The following is a 22,490-nucleotide window of genomic DNA, read 5'->3' as shown; positions in this document are numbered from 1 at the left end:
GGCACCCCTCGGAGGAGAAATGTCGGAGCTTGTCCAAGTAGTGACGCCCGAGGGGACCTTCTGGGCCCGCATCGAGGAGCAGCGCGGGCCCAGGGACGTCGCCCTGCGCCGCCCCAGCTACCAGCTGGACGACCTCGCGAGCACCCTCCAGACCGTGGTCGGCAACGTGCGATCCGGCCTGCGGGCGGCCGCCCCCGACGAATTCACGCTCGAATTCGGAATCGAGCTCTCCGTCAAGACGGGAGTCCTCGTGAGCGCCGTGACGGGAGTCGACGGAAAGGCCAGCCTGAAGGTGACGGCGACCTGGCGGAAAAGCGGCGAGACCGCCGTTCCCCGCCCCCCGAACGACCCAGCGGAATCGGAAGAATCCGACGACCCGAACGAACCCCCCGAACCCGCACCCGAACCCAGCTGACCAACCACCCCACACCACCCCACGGCCTCCGGCACGCCACCCGCAACGACGAAGGGCCAGCCCCACCGGATCACCCGGGTGGAGCCGGCCCTTCGCCCTACGAGTCCCCCGTCGGGTTCGAACCGACGCCCCCCGCTTTACAAGAGCGGCCGTCCGGCACCCTGCCCGACCTGGGGCTCGGCCACATTGCGGGTTTCCGGATCGCCTCGCTACTGGCGCCCGCGATTCACCGCCACGTACCGCCCGTTCTGGCACGCCTGTGGCACGTACCCTAGATCTATCGCAGCGGCCCCTACCGAACGATCTCGGAATCTGTGCAGGCATACGTCTTGCCCTCAGGCCAAATGATCTCGCAGCCCTGGCTCAACGCCAGGTCTAGCAGGTCGGCCCGCGGCTTGGACGGCAGCAGGATCGCGCGAGTAACCCCCTTCACGAAGCGGCTGTAGTCGGCCAGCTGGCCGATAGCCATGCGAACGTTCTCGCGAGTCACGCTGCCCTTGGCCTCGACTAGCAGGTTCAGCTGCTCGTCATAGAGGTCTGTGTAGAGCGGGCGAGTCTCACCCTTCGGGAAGATCTGCTGTCGCGTGACCTGGTGGCCCTTGCTGCGTAGGTAGTCGCTAAACCCAAGCACCAACTTCGACTCTCGCCGCTCTGCCTCATACGGCTCCCGGTTGGGGTCGACAAAGGTCTTCTCCGTGAGCTGCTGCTCGACCGGGATGTTCTGGATAGGCCTGGGTGCCGTCTCCAGTAGGTGCCCCAACTTGGTCCGCGGCTCGTGGGCCTCCGTTCCGATATCCACCGGTCGCAGCCGAAAGACGATCACCTTACGGAGCGGCCCATCACCCGTCTCAGGGGCGTCTGCCTCGTACCAAGGGCGCTCGTCATCGATGGCGAACTCGCCCAGATACGTGACGAACCCGCGAGCGCCTCGGAACACCCGAAGCGCCCGACCCTCAGCTTTGTGGTTGAGGATGCTGGCATTGCCAGAGAGCATCCGCTGGTCCCCGTACTGGCCTTCACCGCTGTAGTGGAAGGTGCCGTCGGGCATCCAGTCGTCGTAGTAGCCGTGCTTCTCGCCCGCAATGGGGTCGGTGAAGATCATCACGTTGGGGGTCTTGGCTGACGGCCCAATGCCGCCCTGTGTCCGCCCGCCGTACGTCGCGTGCAGTTGCTTGCGCTCGACCTGCTCCCCCGGCTTGAGCTCCCAGACCGTTGGGACCGCCACAGTGCTCGTCATAGACCCCTCCCTCAGGCGCCCGCTAGTTGATGGCTTCCGTTTCGACCAGAGTAGTGTACGCTGCTATGCATGATCCAGATCGGATGCCAGATTCTCGCATCCGATTCGGACACCAGAAGGGGGTGGCTACGCAGAGCAACGAAGTGGACGCTTGAGAGGGGGCGCAATCCAGCACGCGAAGCACATGAATGAATCAATTCGACGCGCGCGATGGCCGCGGCCTGCGTACTGGACGCAGCAAGCTCCTCCAACTCCTCGATCCGAGACTCCAGTTGGTCACAACTGGATGTGCCACATGAAGGTCATGCGGCGCGACATGAGGAGGCGGACATGGCGAGCCGATCGCCCAAGAGGGACTGGAAGCGCTGGCCGGAACCTGACCGTTGGCAGGTGGTGTTGGCGGGGCTCAGCCTCTTGGTGACCATCGCCTCTGCGTTCGCGGAGCGCGTGATCCACTGACGATCACGGCGGTGAGCTCTCGATCCGGTCGGAACGACTGAACTCGTAAGAACGGGTCCGGTCGCCTTGTACTCGACCGGACCCGCTCATCACCTCCGCAACCGCCGGCCGGCTCTGGGCTGCAACCCAGGGCCGGCCACTCTGCGTCACGGATGCTTGCGTGCATTGACCTGTTCCCCAGGTCAAGCACACAACACAAACCTACTGCCCGCTGCGATGGAGTGGCGGCTCAGCCTACGGGCGGGCCGACTGGCACTCTTCACTTCGAAGCAACCTGAGCGCCCTGCTCACCTCGGCGAGCAGCGCTTCTGACTCACCAGGGCGACCCTTGGCTATCCGTGGCCGTCCGTCGATGCCTGCACCGGTTGTAGCTCAGCTAGCCAATCAGGAACCGACCAGCTTCCGTACTATCAGGGCTGTTGACGCGCTCTCTTGATGTCTTGCCACTCGCCAGAGGTCAACATCTCTCCACACTGAACGCAGATCTTATCGCCGGTATCCATGCCCAGGAGAATCTCCCTCTCGACCCGCGGATGCTCGCATCCGGACTGGCCATCAACCTCACTGGCCACATTGAAAGAGTTCATCTAAATCCTCGCTGATTGAGATTCAAAGATATATGGAGCTTTGAAACAGCCCATATCAGGATGAACCGGACGACTGGTGGCACGCAACCACTTTGCCGAATTGCACTGGAAAGTCGCAAATAGGGTGCTCAGCGGGATATACCCCTGGTGCCACCGGCACACCTCGGGCTGAGCAGGTGGTCCCCTCCTCGATCGGGCAGCTTCGCCGCACCCGGGTTCTCCAGGGGCCGCCAAGGCTCACCCTGTGACGCGTGCGCTTGGCCTTGGCGGCCCCTGGAGGTTCCGGGTACGCCCTCGGGTGACCGGTCGAGGTGGGGGCCTCCCGCGACCCGCCCACGATCACCGCGACGAAGCCGCACCCGTGCGCCTACCCCCGGTCCCCTCCGAGAGAGGGCCCGGCGGAGCCTCTTGTCCTGACCCGCACCGCCCCTGCCTGCCCGGCGGGCATTCACACATCGGCATCCCCGGCCGCACGCTCGACGTGCGCGGCCGGCCGCCGCCGAAGCGGGGCGCAAGACAGGAGCGACGGCGAGCGGCAGGGCCGCGCGCTGGCGCGCCGTGCGCGCCCTTGAACCAGTAGCGAAACTCGTAACAGCCGCCTTCCAACCCCGCTCCCTCAACCCCAACTCCCCTGATCCTTATCCCCATCCCGTACACCGCCCGCCTGAGCCTGCGCGCGCTGGCTCCCACGCCCTGGACCCGTAGACACCTCCGCTCGCCCGGACCGCGCTTCCTAGCCGCTGGCTGAACTGCCTCGGTTGGCTGGCTCTCCGCGTTCCTGCTGATCGGTCTCTGGGCATGCTGGCCTTGGTCAGGGAGGCCATGCCAGAGGGGGACGAGTGACGGAGCTGGTGGTCAAGCCTTGGAGGGTGCCGGGGAGGGAACGGCTCTACGTCAACACGGCTGGTGCCCGCGGGGATTCAGTGGCCTGGCTGGACTGCAAGACCGGGGTCGTCACGGTCGACGTCGCGGAGTTCGAGGCTCTCGCACTGGCCAAGATCGAGGAGTGGTGCAAGTCCTTCGGCAGCCATGTGCCACCGCTGACCGTCCGGCGCCAAGGAAAGAAGAATCTTCCGGCAAAGGCAGCTCCCGTGCCTGTGCCGCAGCCTCGGGCAGAAGTTCCGTTCCTTCCTCCAATGCGAGACGAGGACGACCTCGCACGGAACCTGCCCGGCGCGGGGTTGGAGAGCCTGGTGCGCGAGGGCGAGGAGAGGTACGGGCTACTCGTCCGGCTCGCTGCCAAGGTCTCCCGCCAGCGCCTCGGTGATTCGAGCACGCTTCGCGGACTGGAAGGTGAGCAGATCGTCGGGGCCCGGCTGGAGCTGCTGAAGGCCGCTGGCTGGAAGGTCCTGCACGGGGTGCCGCTGCCGTCCGGGGCCGACATCGACCATGTGGTGATCGGCCCTCCGGGCGTCTTCACGGTCAACTCGAAGCACCACCCGGGCGCCACCGTGTGGGTCGGCGACAAGGTCGTAAAGGTCAACCGCAACGGCTTCCCGTACCTGGAGAACTCAGAGTTTGAGGCGATCCGTACCGCCAAGTTGCTCACCGCGTGGTGTGGCTTCGACGTGCCTGTTCACCCCGTCATCGCCGTCGTCGGCGCCCAGAAGATCACGCTCGGTGCAACGCCGGGAGTGACGGTTATCGACGGCGAGCAGATCGCCAATGTCCTGCCCGCCCGTCCTGCGGCGCTGTCCGCGAACAGGGTGGATCGGGTCTTCACCATCGCCCGCCACCAGTACGTCTGGAGTCAGATAGGCAAGCGCGGCGGGAAGGTCCGCTGACTCATCTCGCCCGCGACATGTCGATGAGCGTCGGCCCGTCGTGGGTACGGACGCGCGAGACAGTGTCACTCTGGACGACGTCGAGCGCCGCAAGGCGCTCGGGAGGACGATCCGCCGGACGCTTCTGGCACGCCCGTGGCACAGCCCGAGTAGGACCGCAGCAACGACGAAGGGCCAGCTCCACCGGATCACCCCGGTGAGCTGGCCCTTCTGCCGTGTCCGGCGCTGAGCCCCCTGTCGGGTTCGAACCGACGACCCCCGCTTTACAAGAGCGGTGCTCTGGCCAGCTGAGCTAAGGAGGCACGGTGGCCGTCCGCGAGGGATCACGGCGGCACCGGGGGCAGTCTACCGGGCCCGGCAGGTGGGGTGGGGGGATATCCGGGGGTTGGCGGGTGGGGCGGGCGTGATGGAACCGATGCCGAAATCGGGCGGGCTGGGGGCTGACAAGCGGCGGAGGCGCAGGTAGCGTCGCCCGGAGTCGGTTCGTGAGGTGGTTCAGACCACTGGGCGGGCTGACGGAGACGAACGAACGCCCCTTTACTCGGATCGTCCGGCACGTTCCTGCCGGTGAAGGAGAGAACAACCATGGCTTCTGTCACGTACGAGCAGGCGACCCGCGTCTACCCCGGGGCGGACAAGCCCTCGGTGGACGCGCTGGACCTGGAGATCGCGGACGGCGAGTTCCTCGTGCTGGTCGGCCCCTCGGGCTGCGGCAAGTCGACCAGCCTGCGCATGCTGGCCGGTCTGGAGGACGTCAACAGCGGTTCCATCCGGATCGGTGACCGGGACGTCACGCACCTGCCGCCGAAGGACCGGGACATCGCCATGGTGTTCCAGAACTACGCGCTGTACCCGCACATGACCGTCGCCGAGAACATGGGCTTCGCGCTCAAGATCGCCGGCGTGAACAAGGCGGAGATCCGTACCAAGGTCGAGGAGGCCGCGAAGATCCTCGACCTGACGGAGTACCTGGACCGCAAGCCGAAGGCGCTGTCGGGTGGTCAGCGGCAGCGTGTCGCGATGGGCCGCGCGATCGTGCGCCAGCCGCAGGTCTTCCTGATGGACGAGCCGCTGTCGAACCTGGACGCGAAGCTGCGCGTCTCGACCCGTACCCAGATCGCCGGTCTCCAGCGCCGCCTGGGCATCACGACGGTGTACGTCACCCACGACCAGACCGAGGCGCTCACCATGGGCGACCGGGTCGCGGTGCTCAAGGGCGGCGTGCTCCAGCAGGTCGACACCCCGCGCAACATGTACGACAAGCCCTCCAACCTGTTCGTGGCCGGCTTCATCGGCTCGCCCGCGATGAACCTGGTCGAGGTGCCGCTGGTGGACGGCGGCGTGAAGTTCGGCGGCTCGGTGGTCAACGTCTCGCGCGACGACCTGGCCGGCGCCGGCACCGACAAGTCGGTGACGGTCGGCATCCGCCCGGAGCACTTCGAGATCGTCCCGGCGGGCGGCATCGAGGGTGTCGCGGTGACGGTGAACGTCGTCGAGGAGCTCGGCTCCGACGGCTTCGTGTACGGCACCACCAAGATCGGCGGCGAGGACAAGGAGCTGGTCGTCCGCGTGCACGGCCGGCAGATCCCGGCCCGTGGCGAGACGATCCACGTCGTGCCGATCGCCAACGAGACCCACGTGTTCTCGACCAGCTCGGGCGCCCGTCTGAGCAGCTGAGCACGGCGCGCCCTGCCGGTCGGTCGACCGGCGGGGCAGGCCGGCACGACGGAGCCCGTCGGACCGTTCCTGGTCCGACGGGCTCCGTCCGTACACCCCCACGTCAACACGGTGGGGGACGAACCCGGACACGGTGTCACTCGATGGTGTCACGGAGGGCGATCCGGCCCGCACCCACCGCTACTCTCCTGAGGGTGAAGCAGCTTGTACGCCGTATCGGCCAGACCGTCGCCCTGACCCTGCCGGTCGTCCTGGTGACCACCGGCACCCTCGCCGTGACCCGGGTGCCATGGGCCCCGCCGACCAACCTCGACCAGCAGGTCGTGGCGGCGTCCAGTGGTGACGGCACCGGGATCGGGCGTTCCGCCACCGCCGCCGCGGGCTCGTCCCCGGACGGGCTCGCCCCGCAGGAGTCGCTGCGGGTGGTGCTGCTGGACGAGCTGCGGGCCAAGAACCCGTCCGCCGCGCTGGACCTGCTGGAGCGCTCGATGCGCGAGCAGCCGTCGCTGACGCCGTACTGCACCTCGCTCGCCGGCGAGCTGGGCAGGGCGGCGGTGCGCAAGTACCAGGGCGACGTCCAGCGGGCCCGGTCCTTCGCCCGCCCGGTCTGCGACGGGTCGTTCGCGGCGGGCATCGCCGGCTGACCTGGCAGCTGACCCGGCAGCTGTCCCGGCGAGCCAATCCGTAGGCCGGCCCGACGGCCGCAGGCCGACGAGGCCTGCGGCCGTCGGGCTGCCTGCCCCGTTGGGCGCCCTATTGTTCAGGCATGACCGCTGACTCCGGCCCCACCACCGACCCCGCGTCCCCGCCGACCCACCCGTCCCGGCCGACCACGACGCCCGTCACCCAGGCCGTGATCCTGGCCGGCGGCCAGGGCTCGCGGCTGCGGCCCTACACGGACGACCGCCCGAAGCCGCTGGTCGAGATCCCCGGGACGGGCACGCCGATCCTCGGCCACCAGCTGGCCTGGCTGGCCTCCGAGGGCGTCACCGACGCGGTGGTCTCCTGCGGGCACCTCGCCGCCGTGCTGGAGGAGTGGCTCGACAAGGCGGATCTGCCGCTGCGAGTGCGCACGGTGGTCGAGGAGGAGCCGCTCGGGCGCGGCGGCGGCCTCAAGTACGCGGCCAAGGCGCTGCCCCGCCCGGACGAGCCCTGGTACGCCACCAACGGCGACATCTGGACCCGGTTCAGTCTGCGCGACATGGCCGCCTTCCACCACGAGCGGGACGCTGTCGCGACGCTCGCGCTGGCCCGGCCGCGGATCCCGTGGGGGGCGGTGGAGACCGACCAGTTCGGCAACGTGCTGGACTTCATCGAGGCGCCGCCCTCGCCGTTCCTGATCAACGCCGGGTTGTACGTGTTCAGCCCGGAGTTCGCCGAGCTGCTGCCGGACGTGGGCGACCACGAGCGCACCACGTTCCCGCAGCTGGCGCGCAGCAAGCGGCTGGCGGGCTACCAGCTGCCGCAGGGCGTGTACTGGCGTGCCATCGACACCGCGAAGGACCTCACCGAGGCGGCCAAGGAGCTCGCCTCCGGGGCCGGCCGCACACCGCGGTAGCCGCCGCCCCCCTCCGGCGCCCCAGCACCTCAGCCCCCGGCGCACGACGATCGGCCGGGTGCTCCGCCTCGGAGCACCCGGCCGATCGCGTCCGCGGGCCGTCAGGTGGACGTGGGCGCCCCCGGACGGGAGGAGCGGGCACCACCGGACAGCTCGGCGAGCGGACCGCTGCCCAGCACCCCGCCGAGCAGCCCGGGGCTCGCCCCGGAGCTCGGGCTGGGCTTGGACGCCGCCCCCGAGCCGGCGGGGGGCGGGGTGCTGCGCTGGGCGGGCGAGGAGCCGGCCGACGGCGCGGCGGCGGACGGTGCGGCGGGGGCCGGGGTCGTGCCGGCCCCGGTCTCCGCCTTGGCGGAGTGCCCCTTGCCGCTCGGCGCCGGACTGCCCGGGCGGGTGGCCGGGGCGGAGGAGGGCGCGCTGGTCGGGCCCGGTGCGGGGGTGGCCGGGCGCGGGGCGGGCGAGGGCGAGGTGGACGAGCCCTGGCCGCCCGGGGTACCGGTCGGGGCGCCGCTGGGCCAGACCGGCGTGCCGTAGTCGGTGGCCGGACGGGCCGGCGCCTGGTGCGTCCGGGCCCCGGTGCGCACCGCCGCGCCGAGCATCGAGCCGAGCAGCAGGGTCGCCCCGACCACGACCGTGGTGACCACCGTGCCGCGGCGCAGCACCCGGCGGCGCAGCGCGGCGGGCGCGTCGGCGCCGTAGTGCCGCCAGGCCTCCAGGTTGAGCCGCCCGTCCAGGGAGGCGAACGGCGCTCCGGCGATCAGCAGCGGGCTCCAGGCCGCCAGGAAGATCAGGTCGGGGGTGTCGTAGACCGGTACGGCCCGCCAGCTGACGGTGAACAGCAGCGCGGCGGAGAGGAGCATCGCCGCGCCGGCCGCGAGCCGCTGCCAGAGGCCGAGGACGGTCAGCACGCCGACCACGACCTGGGTGAACGACACCACCAGGCCGGCACCGACCGGGTGCGCCATGGCGAAGGCCAGCAGCGGTTCGGCGACCTTCCAGGGGTGCAGCGAGGCGAGCCAGCGCATCATCGAGCCGCGCTCGCCGCCGTCGAAGTAGACCGGGTCGCAGAGCTTGCTGAACCCGGCGTAGACGGACAGCGAGCCGAGGACGGCGCGCAGCGGCAGCAGGACCAGTCCGAGGTCGACCCGGCGGCCGGGGTACCAGGGCTGCTTGCCCTCGGCGGCCGTCGCGGAGACCTCGGGGAGTTCGCCGCTCGGGGTCCAGCCCTGCGGTGCGCCGACCGGGCCGATGCCCGCGTCGGTGGCGGTGCCGGCGCCCTCCCGGGGCTGGCGCGGGACGGTCCGGGCGCCCGAGTAGGACGGGATCACCCGGGTGTCCGACATGCCCGGGCCGCCGTCGTCGGGTCCGGGGCCGGTGAGCCGGACGGCGTCCAGCAGCTGGGTGGCCGCGAGGTCCCCGGGGGGCGCCTGCCCGGTCCAGGTGACGGCGGTGACCCGGCCCTTGCGGCGCGGAGCGCCGCCCCCGGCGGCCCCCGCGAGCGCCGGGACGGCGGAGGCGGGCACGACGACCTGCGGGGTGACCAGCGGACGGCGGATCAGGCCCTGGTTGGCGTACGGGTCGCCGAACGCGGCGCCGGTGGACAGCAGTCCGGCCGGGGCCTCGATCAGCGGCGCCACCGGGGCGCCGAGCCGGAGCCGGAAGCTCGCCTGGGTGATGCTGAGGCGCGCGGGGTCGGACGGCACCTTGACCGTGTCAAGGCCGGGGCCCGCGTCTATCCCGGTGCTGCCGCCGCCGAACAGGGGGCGCCGAGGTGTTCTGGTGTCCACGCCCGTCTAACCGGGTGACCACCGCTTAGGACACTCTCCCGAGTGGATGTCCGGCGCATACTTGAAATGATCATGAGAAAAGCGATCGGGCCTGGTCGGGCCCGATCGCTTTTCACTCGGATTGCGGAGAATTCAGAAGTTCCCCTGCGCCCCGCACACCGGCTGTGATCAGCGCTTGGCGCGCAGCCGCGCGGCCTCGTAGAGCACGATGCCCGCCGCGACACCGGCGTTCAGCGACTCGGTCAGCCCGGACATCGGGATCCGCACCCGCATGTCGCAGGTCTCCGAGACCAGCCGGGACAGGCCCTTGCCCTCGCTGCCCGCGACGATCACCACCGGGCCGGTCAGCAGCTCCAGGTCGCCCAGCTCGGCCTCGCCGTCGGCGGCCAGACCGACCACCATGAGGCCGGCCTTCTGGTAGGCCTCCAGGGTGCGGGTGAGGTTGGTGGCCCGGGCGACGGGCAGACGGGCAGCGGCGCCGGAGGAGGTCTTCCAGGCACCGGCGGTCATGCCGGCCGCGCGGCGCTCGGGGATGACCACGCCGTGCGCGCCGAAGGCGGCGGCGGAGCGGACCACGGCGCCGAGGTTGCGCGAGTCGGTGACGCCGTCCAGCGCGATGATCAGCGCGTCCTGGCCCGAGTCGGAGGCCTCGACCAGCAGGTCGTCGGGGTGCGCGTACTCGTAGGGCGGCACCTGGAGCACGAGGCCCTGGTGGTTGAGCCCGCCGGTCATCTGGTCCAGCTGCGGGCGCGGGGCCTCCATCAGCGGGATGCCGCGGTCGTTGGCGGCCTGGAAGGCCTCGCGAACGCGGTCGTCGGTGTCGACGAACTGCTGGACGTACAGCGCGGTGGCCGGGACGCCGCCCTGAAGGGCCTCGACGACCGAGTTGCGGCCGAAGACGAGCTCGGCGCTGCCCGCGCCGCCCCGCCCGCCGCGACCGGCGCCGCCGGCGCGGCGCATGCCGGCGCGGGCCTTGGCGTCCCGCTCGCGCTTGACCGCGGCGTTGGCGGCGCGCTGCTTCGGGTGACCCTTGCGCTCCGCTCCGGGCGGGGTCGGGCCCTTGCCCTGGAGCGCCTTCCGGCTGTGGCCGCCGGTACCGACAGACGCGCCCTTCTTCGATCCGGGGTTGCGGCGGTTCCTGCGCTGGCTGTTGCCGGCCATGGCTGTACTTCCTGTCTGTCCGGCATGCCCGGCCGCCCCGTTCTGTCCGGCGGCGGCCGACTGCATGCGCTACGTCATGCGGGAGGGCCGCACCGGTCCGGTACGGCCCACCCTCACCCCGATCGTCAGATGGGGTTACTGGCTGTTGATCGTCCAGCGCGGGCCGGACGGGGTGTCCTCGATCACCAGCCCGGCCAGGCCGAGCTGGTCGCGGATCGCGTCCGCGGTGGCGAAGTCCTTGCGCTGACGCGCCGCCTGCCGCTGGTCCAGGACCAGGCGGACCAGCGAGTCGACCACACCGTGCATGCTCTTCATTGTCCCAGGCTCGCCGCGCTCCGACCCGGCCCACTGCGGGTCGAGCGGGTCGAGACCCAGCACTCCGAGCATCGCACGGACCTCGGCCAGACGCGCCACCGCGTTCTCCTTGTCGTCCGCGTTCAGGGCGCTGTTGCCCTGCCGGACGGCGGTGTGCACGACGGCGAGCGCCTGCGGAACGCCCAGGTCGTCGTCCATCGCCTCGGCGAAGGCCGGCGGCACCTCGGGGGCGGCGTCGACCTCCCCGCAGCGCTCGACGGTGCGCTGGATGAAGCCCTCGATCCGGCCGAACCCGGCCTCGGCCTCGCGCAGGGCGTCCTCGCTGTACTCGATCATCGAGCGGTAGTGCGGGGTGCCCAGGTAGTAGCGGAGCACGATCGGACGCCAGCGCTGGACCATCTCGGAGACCAGCACCGAGTTGCCCAGCGACTTGCTCATCTTCTCGCCGGCCATGGTGACCCAGGCGTTGTGCACCCAGAAGCTGGCGAAGGCGTCGCCGTAGGCCTTGGACTGGGCGATCTCGTTCTCGTGGTGCGGGAAGATCAGGTCCAGCCCGCCGCCGTGGATGTCGAAGGCCGGGCCGAGGTACTTGTGGACCATCGCCGAGCACTCCAGGTGCCAGCCCGGCCGGCCGCGGCCCCACGGGGTCTCCCAGCTCGGCTCGCCCGGCTTGGCGGCCTTCCACATCGCGAAGTCGCGCTGGTCCCGCTTGCCGGTCTCACCCTCGCCCTCGGGCTGGCGCAGGTCGGCCAGCTTCTGGTTGGAGAGCGCGAGGTAGTCCGGGTACGACTTCACGTCGAAGTAGACGTTGCCGTCGGCCGCGTAGGCGTGGCCCTTCTCGATGAGCCCCCGCATCATCTCGACCATCTCGGGAATGTGCCCGGTGGCCCGCGGCTCGACGGTCGGCGGCAGGCAGCCGAGCGCGGTGTAACCGTCGTTGAACGCCCGCTCGTTCTCGTAGGCGATCTGCCACCACGGGATGCCGAACTCGCGCTCCTTGGCGATCACCTTGTCGTCGATGTCGGTGACGTTCCGGGCGAAGGTGACCTGGTAGCCGCGGTAGGCGAACCACCGCTGCATGATGTCGAAGTTGAGACCGGACCGGATGTGCCCGATATGAGGCGCCGACTGGACGGTAGCGCCGCACAGGTAGATCGAGACACAACCCGGTACAAGCGGGACGAAGTCGCGTACCTGGCGGGTGCTGGTGTCGTACAGGCGAATGCTCACAGCGTCAAGCGTAGTGGGCAGGAGGGGGTGCCCCGCGACATTCCCCGGGAATGATATGCAGCACCCCCGGGGAACCACGGGCCGCGCGGGCCGGTCAGATGTTGCCGACCACCTTGCGCGGGCTGAGCCGCACGACCACCCGGACGTCGTCCGGGCCGTCGAACCCGTACTCCTCGCCGCGGTACTTGCGGGACAGTTCGTCGATCAGCTCCCGGCCGCCCTCGGTGGTCATCGTCGCCGAGCCGCGCACCTCGACGTACTCGTACGGGTTCTCCGGCGGGTTGACCACGAGCGAGATGCGCGGGTCCCGCACCAGGTTGAGGTGCTTGCGGCGGCCCTGGACGGTGGAGAACAGGATGTCGTCGCCGTCCCGCGTGACCCAGACGACCGAGGACTGGGGGCTGCCGTCGGGCTGGATCGTGGACACCACGGCGAAACTCTTGCGGTCGAGCAATTCCTTGGCGGGGCCAGAGAGTTCGACGCCCATCGAGAACCTCTTCTCATCGTCGGCGGTACGGCCCGAGGGGAAGCCCCGCCCGGGCCCGAAACCGCACACTACCGACCGATCAACCGCCACGCCGGGTGAACACTCGTCAGGGACCGCCTATTCCGGCCCTGCTGACCGCGCCCGGCTCAACGCCGTTCGTACACCAGGGCCGTGGCGATCGCGGCCAGTCCCTCGGCCCGACCGGTCAGGCCCAGGCCGTCCGTGGTGGTGCCGGACACCGACACCGGCGCACCGGCCGCGGCCGACAGCGCGGCCTGCGCCTCGGCCCGCCGCTTGCCGATCTTCGGCCGGACGCCGACCACCTGGACCGCGATGTTGCCGATCTCGAAGCCCTCCGCGCGCACCAGCCGGGCCGCCTCACCGAGCAGCTTCACCCCGGAGGCGCCGGCCCACTCCGGCCGGTCGGTGCCGAAGTGCGCGCCCAGGTCGCCGATCCCGGCGGCCGAGAACAGCGCGTCGCAGGCCGCGTGCGCGGCCACGTCGGCGTCCGAGTGCCCGGAGAGCCCGACCCCGGCGTCCGGCCACTCCAGTCCGGCCACCCAGAGCGGGCGACCGGCCTCGAAGGCGTGCACGTCGGTGCCGATGCCCACGCGCGGCAGCACGGGGGCCGGCGCCCGGTCGGCGGGCGTCAGCGGGTCAGTAGGCATCGGCGGCCCTCCGGCGGGCGAGTACGGCCTCGGCGAGCACGAGGTCCAGTGGACGGGTGACCTTGAACGCCTCCTCGTGGCCGGGCACCACGACGACCTGGCCGCCGTAGCGCTCCACCAGGCCCGCGTCGTCGGTGACCGGCGGCGCGTCGGCGGCGCCCGCGGCCTCCTCGGCCAGCGCCTTGGCGTGCACCCCGACCAGGGTGGCCCGGTCGAAGCCCTGCGGGGTCTGGACCGCGCGCAGGGTGGCCCGGTCGGGCGTGTCGAGCACCGGCTCGGGGCGGCCCGGGCCCGGCTCGACCCGCTTCACCGTGTCGGCCAGCGGCACCGCGGGCACCACCGCACCGGCCCCGGCCCGGACGGCGGCCGCCACCGCGTCCACCACCTCGACCGGGACGAGCGGGCGGGCCGCGTCGTGCACCAGGACGATCTCCACCTCGGCCGGGATCGCGGCCAGGCCGAGCCGGACCGACTCCTGGCGGGTGGCGCCACCGGCGACCACCCGGATGTCCTTGCCGTCCAGCCCGTGGCTGTCCAGCAGGGCGACCACCTCGGCCACCCCGTCGGCGGGCGCGGCGACCACGACCAGGCCGACCGCCCGGCTGCGGGCCAGCGCCCGCACGGCGTGCACCAGGAGGGGCACGCCGCCCAGTTCCCGCAGGGCCTTCGGGGCCCCGGGCCCCAGCCGCTCACCGCGTCCGGCTGCGGGCACCACTGCTGCTGCGACTGCTGCTGAGGCGTTCAGGTTTCACTCCTTCGGAGAAGTGGGTATGGCCTTGGCGTGCCCGGCGGGCGCTACGGGCCCCTTCCGAAGAATTACGGTCCAACCGTCCGCCGCACAATCCCGCAGAATCGGTCTTGCAGGACGGAAAACGGTCTTGCCGGGCCTGGACCGGCTCAGGGCGGGGGCGTCGTCCGGACACGCCTCAGCGCCCGAAGTGCCACTGCACCACCCCCGGACGCTTCGTCCTGGGAGCGGCGCGCCGACACCGGGCGCTGTGAGCGGTGGGCGGCAGCCCGACTGCGCTACGAGGCCAGCACCTCGTCGAGCAGCGTCTCCGCCTTGTCCTCGTTGGTGTTCTCCGCCAGCGCGAGCTCGCTGACGAGGATCTGGCGCGCCTTCGCGAGCATCCGCTTCTCGCCGGCCGAGAGACCGCGCTCGCGCTCACGGCGCCAGAGGTCGCGCACAACCTCGGCGACCTTGATAACGTCGCCCGAGGCGAGCTTCTCCAGGTTCGCCTTGTAGCGACGGGACCAGTTGGTCGGCTCTTCGGTGTACGGTGCGCGCAGCACCTCGAAGACCCGGTCCAGACCCTCCTGGCCGACTACATCGCGCACGCCGACGAACTCCGCGTTCTCAGCGGGCACGCGGAGCGTCAGGTCTCCCTGCTGCACCTTGAGCACCAGGTAGGTCTTGTCCACACCTTTGATCTGGCGAATTTCGATGGCCTCGATCAGCGCGGCCCCGTGATGGGGGTAGACCACCGTGTCGCCAACCTTGAACGTCATGTGACAGGACCCCTTCCGTGGCTTTCCAGAATAACACGCTTTTCAGCGCACCCGAAGGGCGTTTTCGCAGGTCAGGGCCGGTCTCGGGGCTTGACAAGGACCCCCATGACGTGCTGCGACCGGTGTTCGAGGGAGGCTTCCCGCAGGTCGGAGGCCGTTCCGGCGTTCGGTGAAACCCTGCGCAACACCCTGGAAACCATGATTGGATCTTGGGTTTTCACCGTTTATCCGGCCGTATCCACATCGTTATTCGATCTTGGTCGAAGCTTGTCCCGAGAGTGACCCGGACACGCCACAAGTGCGGCCGGACGGCCGCCCCGCGCACCCCGGGAGTGCGACACGGGGACCACCCCGTGAGGAGCGCATAAGTGAGGTCGATAATCTGAGACCTGACCTATCGACACGTTGACTTAGGAGAAGCCGCCGCCGTGAGCCGGAGCCTTCGACGCGGCAGCATCGCCGCCATCGCCGCCATCGCCATCGCCTCGCTGTCGTCCTGCGCCGCCGGCAACACGCCGGACACGCTGCAGGTCAAGCCCGACAACGCGGCGGCAACCCTCGGAACGAACCTTCGGCTGAACAACATCGTGGTCGTCACCGGGGACGAGTCCTCGGGCGAGCACAACGGTCCCGCCAACGTGACCGTCAACATCGCCAACACGGGCAGCACCCCGGCGGAGCTGCAGTCCATCACCGTCGGCAACGGTGCCACCGCCGCGTTCTCCGACGCCGCGGGCGCCCCGCTGTCCAGCATCGTCGTCCCGGCCGGCGGCGCCGTGGCGATCGGTGGCAACGGCAACCCGTCCGCCAAGGTCGCCTCGGTCGGCGTCCAGGTCGGCGGCTTCACCCCCATCTCGTTCACCTTCAAGGACGGCCAGAAGGTCGACGCCCAGGCCGGCGTGAGCCCGAACACGGGCCTCTACAAGGGCTTCGGCCCGACGTCGTCCCCGGCGGCCGTGCCCACCAAGGGCGCCACCGCCGCGACCACCCCGGCCGCCGGCACCACCCCGGGTGCCCCGGCCACCACCGGTGCGCCCGCGCCGTCCGGTTCCACCACCCCGGGTGCCACCCAGTCCGCCGGCGCCCACTGACGCACCACCCGGCGTCCGGCGGGCCCTCCCGGGCCTGCCGGACACCAACGCGAAGGCCCCCTCCGGCGAATGCCGGCGGGGGCCTTCCGCGTCTGTCCGCGCCCGCGGTTTACGGCTCGAACTTGTAGCCCAGGCCGCGGACCGTGACCAGGTAGCGCGGGGCGCCCGGGTCCGGCTCGATCTTGGCCCGAAGGCGCTTCACGTGGACGTCCAGGGTCTTGGTGTCGCCGACGTAGTCCGCGCCCCAGACCCGGTCGATCAGCTGCATGCGGGTGAGCACCCGGCCCGCGTTGCGCAGCAGCATCTCCAGCAGGTCGAACTCCTTCAGCGGGAGGTCGACCTTGGCGCCGTCCACGGTCACCACGTGCCGGTCGACGTCCATCCGGACCGGGCCCGCCTCCAGGGCACCCGGGCCGCCGCCGTTCTCGCCGGCACCGCCGTCCTCACCGCGACGACGCAGCACCGCCCGGATCCGGGCGACCAGCTCACGGGTGGAGTAGGGCTTGGTGACGTAGTCGTCCGCACCTATTTCCAGACCGACCACCTTGTCGATCTCGCTGTCCTTGGCGGTGACCATGATCACCGGCACGTTGGAGCGCACCCGCAGCTGACGGCAGACCTCGGTGCCCGGCAGGCCCGGCAGCATCAGGTCGAGCAGGACGAGGTCGGCGCCGTTGCGCTCGAACTGCTCCAGGGCGTCGGGGCCGGTGGCGGCGACGGCCACCTCGAAGCCCTCCTTGCGGAGCATGTACGACAGGGCGTCGCTGAACGACTCCTCGTCCTCGACCACCAGTACTCGGGTCACGATCAGGCCTCCGGGGCAAGCTGGGGGGTTGCGTCTGACAGGGGGTGTTCCCGCTCCCCCGTGGGGAGCGGACGGTCCGTGCGGCCTGTGCTGGCCGTCCGGTCCGTGGTGAGGGTTCTGGTGGGCGCTGCGGCGGCGCCACGGCCGCCGGTGGCACCGCGGGCGCCGGTGTCGTCGAGGTCGTCGCCGTCCTCGGCCTCGGGCGCCTGCCCGGCGGGCAGGCGGATGGTGAAGGTCGAACCCTGGCCCTCGACGCTCCACACCGAGACCGTGCCGCCGTGCGAGGCGGCGACGTGCTTGACGATGGACAGGCCGAGGCCGGTCCCGCCGGTCGCCCGGGAGCGGGCCGGATCGACCCGGTAGAAGCGCTCGAAGACGCGCTCGCGGTCCTTCTCCGAGATGCCGATGCCCTGGTCGGTGACCGAGATCTCGATCAGTTCGCCGTCCGCCTCCCCGAGCGCCGCGGCGCTGGAGATCCGGCGGGTGGCGATCGCCACCCGGGTACGAGGAGGACTGTAGTTGACGGCGTTCTCGACCAGGTTGCCGAGCGCCGCGGCGAGCTGGCCGCGGTTGCCGTGCAGGTAGAGCCCGGCGATGCCGCCGGCCGTGATCAGGATCTGCTTGGCGGCGGCCTGCTGGCGGCAGCGGTCGATCGCCTCGGCGATCAGCTCGTCCACCGCGACGGGCTCCGGATCCACCATCAGCCGGTCGTCCTGCACCCGGGAGAGGTCGATGATCTCCTGGACCAGGCTGGCCAGCCTGGTCGCCTCGATCTGCATCCGGCCGGCGAAGCGCTGCACCGCCTCCGGGTCGTCGGACGCGTCGGCGACCGCCTCGGAGAGCAGCGACAGGGCGCCCACCGGGGTCTTCAGCTCGTGGCTGACGTTGGCCACGAAGTCCCGGCGGACCGCCTCCACCCGGCGGCGCTCGGTCTGGTCCTCGACCAGCACCAGCACCAGCCGGGAGCCCAGCGGGGCGACCCGGACGGAGACCGCGAGCGGCTCGCCCGCACGGGCCACGCCGGGGCGGGGCACCTCCAGTTCGACCTGGCGGATCTCGCCGTCCCGGCGGGTGGCGCGCGCCAGCGAGAGCATCTGGTCCACGGCGACCGCGCCGCCGCGCACCAGTCCCATCGCGTACGCCGCGGAGCTGGCCTTGACCACCTCGTCGCCCTCGCCCAGCACGATCGCGCAGGAGCGGAGGACGGAGAGGACGGTGTCCACCCCCGGCGGCAGCGGGGGCTCCGGGGTTCCGGTGCCCAGGCCCTGGTGCCGACCGTGGTGTCTGCTGCTGCTGCCGCCGTACCTGCCCCTGGCCTGCTCGCGCTCGCTCCATCGGAAGGCGATGGAGGCCGTGAGGCCGACGCCGAGCCCGGCTATGGCGCAGGCAGCGGCGGCGGCCACGTTCACGTCCATGTGGCCAGCGTAAGCGCACGGCCAGGCCACTCCCCAAGGGCCCGATCAAGGCATCGGCCACGCGTTGCCGAGAATTCACCTCCACGTGGCCGCTGATTCACCACACCGGCCGTGCATCGTCGCCCGGACGGCCCAGAGTTGGCCATGCAGCCCGTGTGGGAGTGGGCGGCGGGCAGAACCACCGGCCGCCGTCTCAGGTGTGCGCGTACGATTCGCGCCACCAGCAGCGGTCACCCAGACGACAAGACGATCGTCGGACGGGCCGGCCGGTCGGCACCGCCACCGACACAGCTACTGAGGAGAGAGCATGCGCGACGCGTACCACGAGGAACTCGATGCGATCGGCGACAGCCTGGTCGAGATGGCCCGACTGGTCGGCTCGGCCCTGGGCCGGGCCACCACCGCACTCCTGGACGCGGACCTGGCGCTGGCGGAGAGCGTGATCGCCGCCGACGAGAAGATCAACGACCTCCACCACGAGCTGGAGAACCGCGCGATCGACCTGCTCGCCCGCCAGCAGCCGGTCGCCACCGACCTGCGCATCGTCGTCACCTCGCTGCGGATGAGCTCCGACCTGGAGCGCTGCGGCGACCTCGCCCGGCACGTCGCCAAGGTCGCGCGGATGCGCTACCCCGACTCCGCCGTGCCCGGCGACCTGCACTCCACCGTCCTGGAGATGGGCCAGCTCGCCCAGCGCCTGGTGGCCAAGACCGGCCTGGTGATCGCCACCAAGGACGTCGACAAGGCCCTGGAGCTGGAGCAGGACGACGACGCGATCGACTCCCTGCACCGCGAGCTGCTGTCGCACCTGATCGACGACCGCTGGCACCACGGCATCGAGACCGCCGTCGACATCACCCTGGTCGGCCGCTACTACGAGCGCTTCGCGGACCACGCGGTGTCGGTCGCCAAGCGCGTGGTGTACCTGGTGACGGGCGAGCACGTGGCCGAGTTCGTGGCCGCCTCGGAGGCCGCGGCGGCGGAGTGACCTCGGGCGGGTGGGGTGCGGCCGCCTCAGGGTTCGGGGCTCGGGGCTTGGGGCTTGGGGCTCGGGGTTCGGGCTCGGGGCTTCGAGAGGCGGCCGTTCCCCCCGCGTGGTGAGTAAACCTGCGACAGGGGTGGTGGGGGCGCACGACGCCCGTACATCCCACCACTGCACGCCTGTTGACGCTCCCTCCGATCGGCGGCTTCACTCGACGTTGGGGGCACAGGACTGTGCCCGTCACTAGGAGGGAACAGCTCGATGAAGGCCAACCCCACCCGACCGGCACGCGCCCACGAAACCGTCGAGCCGCCCACCCCGAAGCTCCTGCCCGTCCTCGCGGCCGGCTGCGGCTGCGGCCCCGGCTGCGGCTGCGGCTGCCAGTCCGGCGCGCCCTGCCAGTGCGGCGGCGCGGACGGCGGCTGCTGCGGCGGCCACTGAGCGGTCCGCCGCCGAGGAGTTCCCGAGGTGCACGGCCGTCCGTCGGCCGTGCACCTCGTTGCGCGTCCTGGTGCCGCGCGTCCGCGGCCCGGCGTCCGCCGCGCCGCCCCGGGCGTCAGAACTGGACGTCGGTGCAGGAGTAGAAGGCATTCCCGGTGTCGGCGATCGTCCAGACCGAGACCACGACCTGGTGGCCGGTGCGCCCGCTCGGGACGGTCGCGGTGTGGCTGAGCGTGCTGGGCACCTGCTTCCCGCCGTACGGGGCGATCAGGAAGGGCGTCAGGTCCAGACTGTCCCGGGTGACCGGCTGGCTCGCGTCGTAGCCCGGCTTGGTCAGGTAGTACCGGAAGTCGGTGGTCGCGTGCCGGGCGGTGAACGTCCAGGTGAAGGTGAGCTGCTGCCCCGCCGTCACCGCGGTGGTCGGCCAGGCGCCGCCGTGCGGGTCGTCCAGCTCGGCGAAGCGGGAGTTGCCGCCGGCGCAGATGGTGCCGTCGGCGGGCCCGGCGTCCGGGAAGCCCTTGGGGCCCTCGACGCTCTGCGGCTCCCACTGGATGTCGCCGCAGTCCCACGACACCCCGCCCGCTCCGCAGAGCGCGGCCCTGCTGGGCGGCGTCGAGATGTACCCGTGGGACTGCGCCGGGACGGCGAGGCTGAGCGGCACCGCGAGGGCGGCGACCACCGCCCCGACGATGTGACGTGTGCGCATGATGCTCCTCCGTGGGGGTGGATGGAGAGTGCGCCGGGACGCAGACGCGCGCGCGTGGGGGCGCGGCGGCCGGGACGGGGAGATCCTTGGCATGCCTGCGGCAGTCCGGCGCCCTCACCGTAGGAGCGGACTCCGCCACCCGTCAATGGTCTGAACCACTATTGGGACGAGCCCGGATCCCGCCGCCGACACCGACATCAACTCGACCTCCGCACAGGCCGGTTGAACGACGAAGGCCCCGCCCCCGGCGAACCGGGCGGCGGGGCCGTTTCAGCAAGCGGGTTACTTCTTGCCCTGGGTCTGGCCTGTCGATTTTTCGGGGCTGATCAAGGGGCTCCGACCTGGGGCTGAGCTGTCGACGGTTGTCATCGTTGGCCACCCTCGGTCAACGCCGGGCGGCCCACAGACGGCCCAGAAGCTAGCGTCGCCTCGCCCCAGAGGCCCGCTTCCCACCCAAGAGCAGCGCAGTTAGAGCAGCGCTATCAACAAGCACCTGGTGCAGGTACCCGGCCGGCACCGCGAGAACGATGACGACCACGATGACGGTGACGGCCCACGGCAACGCGTCGACAGTTGACAGGGGATACGGGGCAGGGGTCAGACTCATAGGGATGCCTCCACGGCGTCAGCAGCCCGCACGCGCCGCTCTTGGCTTGGACCCCCCGAGCGGCGTGCGCGGGCTTCTTGCTTGAGCCCCCATGATGGCCAGTCACCACCCAGGCGGCGCAACCGCACACACATCAGGAAGGAGATGCGTCCGCCCTGAATCTGAGCGGTAACTCATCATGACTTCGACGGCGCCGAGCCAACACCCACCCTGCCCGCGACCTGGGATTCTTTAGGGCCTATATCACACACCCCCGACAAGCCATGGCAACAGAATGGGTACCATGGAGAGTGCATTGAAGTGTTTCCCCACTGAATGCCCGACTTTGCCAGGAAAAAGTTTCGTGACGCAGATCACATGGAAAATCTCACGGGCCATGGATAGTCGATCCAAAGGAATCTGAGTTCAGGGCACCTGGCAGAAGGCCACGGCAGCATCGTCGCCGGACTTGAAGCGCGGCCAGCGAAGCCCGTCCGGGTCCGTGGCCTCAACCTTCCGAACCTCCGAAATTAGCCCCTCCGCGCCAGCCTCTCGGAGCGTCGCGAATGCGTCTGCCCACGATGCAGCTCGGTACTCGGTGACGAGTCGCGAGGCCCCGTCGGACAGGACGACCGCCGCCCGGACGTCGGCCAGCGGCACCACGCCCGTGATCGCATGGTGTGCGGCTTCGCCGTTGGAGGTGGCCACCCAGTAGCCGTCCACGGTGTTCCGGGTGAGTCGCTGGGCCACGACCATCCTGCGGACGGCCTCCGTGTGCTCGGGCGTCCCGGTGGCGAACCGTTCCGTCTCCGCGCGGAGTTCGGGCACCACGGTGTCCACCCGCAGGTCGGTGACTACCTGGTACCCGTCGGCCCACTCGAAGACGATCGGTGAGTCCGCGAGGACCAGGTAGTCGAAGTGGTCAGCCCCGGCCCGCAGGATCGAGACCGTGGCCGATGGCGTCCCGGGGTTGCCGAGGTCGCATCCGGGGTGGAGCGCGGCGACCTGATCGAGGGCCTGCGCCAGGCCGTCAGCCAGCGGCCGGCCGGGCTCCGCCAGCACGGCCACCAGGTGGCCGCCCAGCTGGGCGACGTACCACGGGACACCGTGTCGACAGCCGGTGTCGAGCCCGGCCGTGCTCAGGCCGTCCAGGACGACGGCGAGCGTGGGCGTGGCTGCCACCCAGTCTTCGTTGGGGTTCGCGCCGCCCGGAGCGGTGGCGATGGAGACGCGCATCTGTCAGCCCTCGTGTCGGTAGATCGGGGTCACCCTGCTGCTTTCCAGAACTTCCAGGGTCTGCGGGTCGTAACGGCAGGAGATGAGCGTGGAGAACCGCTTCGTTCGCGCCGATCGCGTGGATACCCGCGACGTAGAGGAAGGTCCCCTTGCCGTCGAGGCGAGGGAGCCGAGCAAGGTAGCCGACATCCCCGGCCAGCATCAAGGCCGTCAGTGAGTACCTGGGCCACGCCGATCCGGGGCTGACGCTGCGGGTGTACGCCCACCTGATGCCGGACAGCCGGCACCGGGCCCGGAAGGCCATGGAAGGTGTCTTCGGAGTCCAAGATCACGAGGGCTGACGGCCCACAGGCGGCC

At 70.7% G+C, this 22,490-nt stretch carries 21 protein-coding genes, 2 tRNA genes and 1 pseudogene; 10 read left to right on the top strand and 14 right to left on the bottom strand.

Annotated elements, in window-relative coordinates:
- The first annotated feature begins 19 nt into the window (after positions 1–19).
- Positions 20–415, top strand: a complete 396-nt coding sequence (locus tag ABT015_RS10780; RefSeq protein WP_350878378.1) for a CU044_2847 family protein — start codon at positions 20–22, stop codon at positions 413–415.
- Between the two features lie 104 nt (positions 416–519).
- Here ABT015_RS10780 and ABT015_RS10775 read toward each other — a convergent pair.
- Positions 520–591, bottom strand: a tRNA-Thr gene (locus ABT015_RS10775).
- Between the two features lie 116 nt (positions 592–707).
- Complete coding sequence (locus tag ABT015_RS10770; protein ID WP_350878377.1) at positions 708–1,652, bottom strand: SRA domain-containing endonuclease; 945 nt, start codon at positions 1,650–1,652, stop codon at positions 708–710.
- A gap of 1,885 nt (positions 1,653–3,537) precedes the next feature.
- On the opposite strand from ABT015_RS10770, the gene ABT015_RS10765 reads away from it, so the two are divergent.
- Complete coding sequence (locus ABT015_RS10765) at positions 3,538–4,482, top strand: nuclease-related domain-containing protein (RefSeq protein ID WP_350878376.1); 945 nt, start codon at positions 3,538–3,540, stop codon at positions 4,480–4,482.
- 228 nt (positions 4,483–4,710) lie between these two features.
- Here the strand turns inward: ABT015_RS10765 and ABT015_RS10760 are convergent.
- A tRNA-Thr gene (locus tag ABT015_RS10760) sits at positions 4,711–4,784 on the bottom strand.
- Between the two features lie 283 nt (positions 4,785–5,067).
- On the opposite strand from ABT015_RS10760, the gene ABT015_RS10755 reads away from it, so the two are divergent.
- The 3 genes from ABT015_RS10755 (at position 5,068) to ABT015_RS10745 (ending at position 7,717) form a co-directional block, all read left to right on the top strand.
- A complete protein-coding gene (locus tag ABT015_RS10755; protein WP_350878374.1) occupies positions 5,068–6,159 on the top strand; it encodes an ABC transporter ATP-binding protein in 1,092 nt (363 codons plus the stop codon).
- Positions 6,160–6,353: 194 nt separating this feature from the next.
- Positions 6,354–6,803 carry a hypothetical protein gene (locus ABT015_RS10750; protein ID WP_350878373.1) on the top strand — a complete coding sequence of 150 codons (450 nt, stop codon included), beginning with the start codon at positions 6,354–6,356 and terminating at the stop codon, positions 6,801–6,803.
- A 122-nt stretch (positions 6,804–6,925) separates the two neighbouring features.
- Positions 6,926–7,717: a nucleotidyltransferase family protein gene (locus tag ABT015_RS10745; RefSeq protein WP_350878372.1), complete on the top strand. Its 792-nt coding sequence runs from the start codon at positions 6,926–6,928 to the stop codon at positions 7,715–7,717.
- 101 nt (positions 7,718–7,818) lie between these two features.
- Here the strand turns inward: ABT015_RS10745 and ABT015_RS10740 are convergent, their stop codons facing one another.
- From ABT015_RS10740 to ABT015_RS10710, 7 genes are all read right to left on the bottom strand, one after another.
- Complete coding sequence (locus ABT015_RS10740; RefSeq protein WP_350878371.1) at positions 7,819–9,417, bottom strand: DoxX family membrane protein; 1,599 nt, start codon at positions 9,415–9,417, stop codon at positions 7,819–7,821.
- 252 nt (positions 9,418–9,669) lie between these two features.
- The gene (rlmB, locus tag ABT015_RS10735) at positions 9,670–10,662 is read right to left on the bottom strand and encodes a 23S rRNA (guanosine(2251)-2'-O)-methyltransferase RlmB (RefSeq protein WP_350878370.1); all 993 of its coding nucleotides are present in this window, start codon (positions 10,660–10,662) and stop codon (positions 9,670–9,672) included.
- 135 nt (positions 10,663–10,797) lie between these two features.
- Positions 10,798–12,207, bottom strand: a complete 1,410-nt coding sequence (gene cysS / locus ABT015_RS10730) for a cysteine--tRNA ligase (protein ID WP_350878369.1) — start codon at positions 12,205–12,207, stop codon at positions 10,798–10,800.
- Between the two features lie 94 nt (positions 12,208–12,301).
- Positions 12,302–12,694: a PPOX class F420-dependent oxidoreductase gene (locus ABT015_RS10725; RefSeq protein ID WP_350878368.1), complete on the bottom strand. Its 393-nt coding sequence runs from the start codon at positions 12,692–12,694 to the stop codon at positions 12,302–12,304.
- Positions 12,695–12,840: 146 nt separating this feature from the next.
- Positions 12,841–13,362: a 2-C-methyl-D-erythritol 2,4-cyclodiphosphate synthase gene (ispF, locus tag ABT015_RS10720; protein WP_350878367.1), complete on the bottom strand. Its 522-nt coding sequence runs from the start codon at positions 13,360–13,362 to the stop codon at positions 12,841–12,843.
- Positions 13,352–14,077 (bottom strand): 2-C-methyl-D-erythritol 4-phosphate cytidylyltransferase, encoded by a 726-nt coding sequence (gene ispD, locus ABT015_RS10715; protein WP_502897285.1) that lies wholly within the window; start codon positions 14,075–14,077, stop codon positions 13,352–13,354. Before ispD ends, ispF begins: the two co-directional genes overlap by 11 nt.
- Positions 14,078–14,388: 311 nt before the next feature.
- On the bottom strand, positions 14,389–14,871 hold the full coding sequence (locus ABT015_RS10710) for a CarD family transcriptional regulator (protein ID WP_030244332.1): 483 nt from the start codon (positions 14,869–14,871) through the stop codon (positions 14,389–14,391).
- A gap of 428 nt (positions 14,872–15,299) precedes the next feature.
- On the opposite strand from ABT015_RS10710, the gene ABT015_RS10705 reads away from it, so the two are divergent.
- Complete coding sequence (locus ABT015_RS10705; RefSeq protein WP_350878364.1) at positions 15,300–15,962, top strand: DUF461 domain-containing protein; 663 nt, start codon at positions 15,300–15,302, stop codon at positions 15,960–15,962.
- A gap of 109 nt (positions 15,963–16,071) precedes the next feature.
- On the opposite strand, the gene phoP is transcribed toward ABT015_RS10705, so the two are convergent.
- Both phoP and ABT015_RS10695 read right to left on the bottom strand, forming a co-directional pair.
- The gene (gene phoP, locus ABT015_RS10700) at positions 16,072–16,767 is read right to left on the bottom strand and encodes a two-component system response regulator PhoP (RefSeq protein WP_030061050.1); all 696 of its coding nucleotides are present in this window, start codon (positions 16,765–16,767) and stop codon (positions 16,072–16,074) included.
- Positions 16,768–16,769: 2 nt separating this feature from the next.
- Positions 16,770–18,182 carry a sensor histidine kinase gene (locus ABT015_RS10695; RefSeq protein WP_350878363.1) on the bottom strand — a complete coding sequence of 471 codons (1,413 nt, stop codon included), beginning with the start codon at positions 18,180–18,182 and terminating at the stop codon, positions 16,770–16,772.
- Between the two features lie 307 nt (positions 18,183–18,489).
- On the opposite strand from ABT015_RS10695, the gene phoU reads away from it, so the two are divergent.
- Complete coding sequence (gene phoU / locus ABT015_RS10690; RefSeq protein WP_350878362.1) at positions 18,490–19,170, top strand: phosphate signaling complex protein PhoU; 681 nt, start codon at positions 18,490–18,492, stop codon at positions 19,168–19,170.
- 255 nt (positions 19,171–19,425) lie between these two features.
- Positions 19,426–19,605 (top strand): hypothetical protein, encoded by a 180-nt coding sequence (locus ABT015_RS10685; protein WP_063348791.1) that lies wholly within the window; start codon positions 19,426–19,428, stop codon positions 19,603–19,605.
- Between the two features lie 115 nt (positions 19,606–19,720).
- Here ABT015_RS10685 and ABT015_RS10680 read toward each other — a convergent pair whose 3' ends face one another.
- Together ABT015_RS10680 and ABT015_RS10675 are read right to left on the bottom strand one after the other, a co-directional pair.
- A complete protein-coding gene (locus ABT015_RS10680) occupies positions 19,721–20,311 on the bottom strand; it encodes a lytic polysaccharide monooxygenase (protein WP_350878361.1) in 591 nt (196 codons plus the stop codon).
- Between the two features lie 1,012 nt (positions 20,312–21,323).
- Entirely contained in the window at positions 21,324–22,133 is an 810-nt protein-coding gene (locus ABT015_RS10675; RefSeq protein ID WP_350878360.1) for a hypothetical protein, read from the bottom strand.
- 88 nt (positions 22,134–22,221) lie between these two features.
- Here ABT015_RS10675 and ABT015_RS10670 point away from each other — a divergent pair, with 88 nt between their 5' ends.
- Together ABT015_RS10670 and ABT015_RS10665 are read left to right on the top strand one after the other, a co-directional pair.
- Positions 22,222–22,350: a hypothetical protein gene (locus tag ABT015_RS10670; RefSeq protein ID WP_350878359.1), complete on the top strand. Its 129-nt coding sequence runs from the start codon at positions 22,222–22,224 to the stop codon at positions 22,348–22,350.
- Positions 22,331–22,474: pseudogene (locus tag ABT015_RS10665) on the top strand (site-specific integrase); the annotation flags it as partial. The gene ABT015_RS10670 and the pseudogene ABT015_RS10665, both read left to right, overlap by 20 nt.
- Positions 22,475–22,490 lie beyond the last annotated feature (16 nt).

Source organism: Kitasatospora sp. NPDC094016 (assembly GCF_040304045.1).
GTDB lineage: Bacteria > Actinomycetota > Actinomycetes > Streptomycetales > Streptomycetaceae > Kitasatospora.
Note: the sequence above shows the minus strand (reverse complement) of the source record. Positions and strands in the feature narration are given on the sequence as shown.

Excerpts from the sequence above, each read along its gene's own strand:
- ABT015_RS10780 (WP_350878378.1), top strand. The coding sequence starts at position 20 with ATGTCGGAGCTTGTCCAAGTAGTGACGCCCGAGGGGACCTTCTGGGCC.
- ABT015_RS10770 (WP_350878377.1), bottom strand. The coding sequence starts at position 1,652 with ATGACGAGCACTGTGGCGGTCCCAACGGTCTGGGAGCTCAAGCCGGGG.
- ABT015_RS10755 (WP_350878374.1), top strand. The coding sequence starts at position 5,068 with ATGGCTTCTGTCACGTACGAGCAGGCGACCCGCGTCTACCCCGGGGCG.
- ABT015_RS10745 (WP_350878372.1), top strand. The coding sequence starts at position 6,926 with ATGACCGCTGACTCCGGCCCCACCACCGACCCCGCGTCCCCGCCGACC.
- rlmB (WP_350878370.1), bottom strand. The coding sequence starts at position 10,662 with ATGGCCGGCAACAGCCAGCGCAGGAACCGCCGCAACCCCGGATCGAAG.
- ABT015_RS10725 (WP_350878368.1), bottom strand. The coding sequence starts at position 12,694 with ATGGGCGTCGAACTCTCTGGCCCCGCCAAGGAATTGCTCGACCGCAAG.
- ispF (WP_350878367.1), bottom strand. The coding sequence starts at position 13,362 with ATGCCTACTGACCCGCTGACGCCCGCCGACCGGGCGCCGGCCCCCGTG.
- ABT015_RS10710 (WP_030244332.1), bottom strand. The coding sequence starts at position 14,871 with ATGACGTTCAAGGTTGGCGACACGGTGGTCTACCCCCATCACGGGGCC.
- ABT015_RS10695 (WP_350878363.1), bottom strand. The coding sequence starts at position 18,182 with ATGGACGTGAACGTGGCCGCCGCCGCTGCCTGCGCCATAGCCGGGCTC.
- phoU (WP_350878362.1), top strand. The coding sequence starts at position 18,490 with ATGCGCGACGCGTACCACGAGGAACTCGATGCGATCGGCGACAGCCTG.
- ABT015_RS10685 (WP_063348791.1), top strand. The coding sequence starts at position 19,426 with ATGAAGGCCAACCCCACCCGACCGGCACGCGCCCACGAAACCGTCGAG.
- ABT015_RS10680 (WP_350878361.1), bottom strand. The coding sequence starts at position 20,311 with ATGCGCACACGTCACATCGTCGGGGCGGTGGTCGCCGCCCTCGCGGTG.
- ABT015_RS10675 (WP_350878360.1), bottom strand. The coding sequence starts at position 22,133 with ATGCGCGTCTCCATCGCCACCGCTCCGGGCGGCGCGAACCCCAACGAA.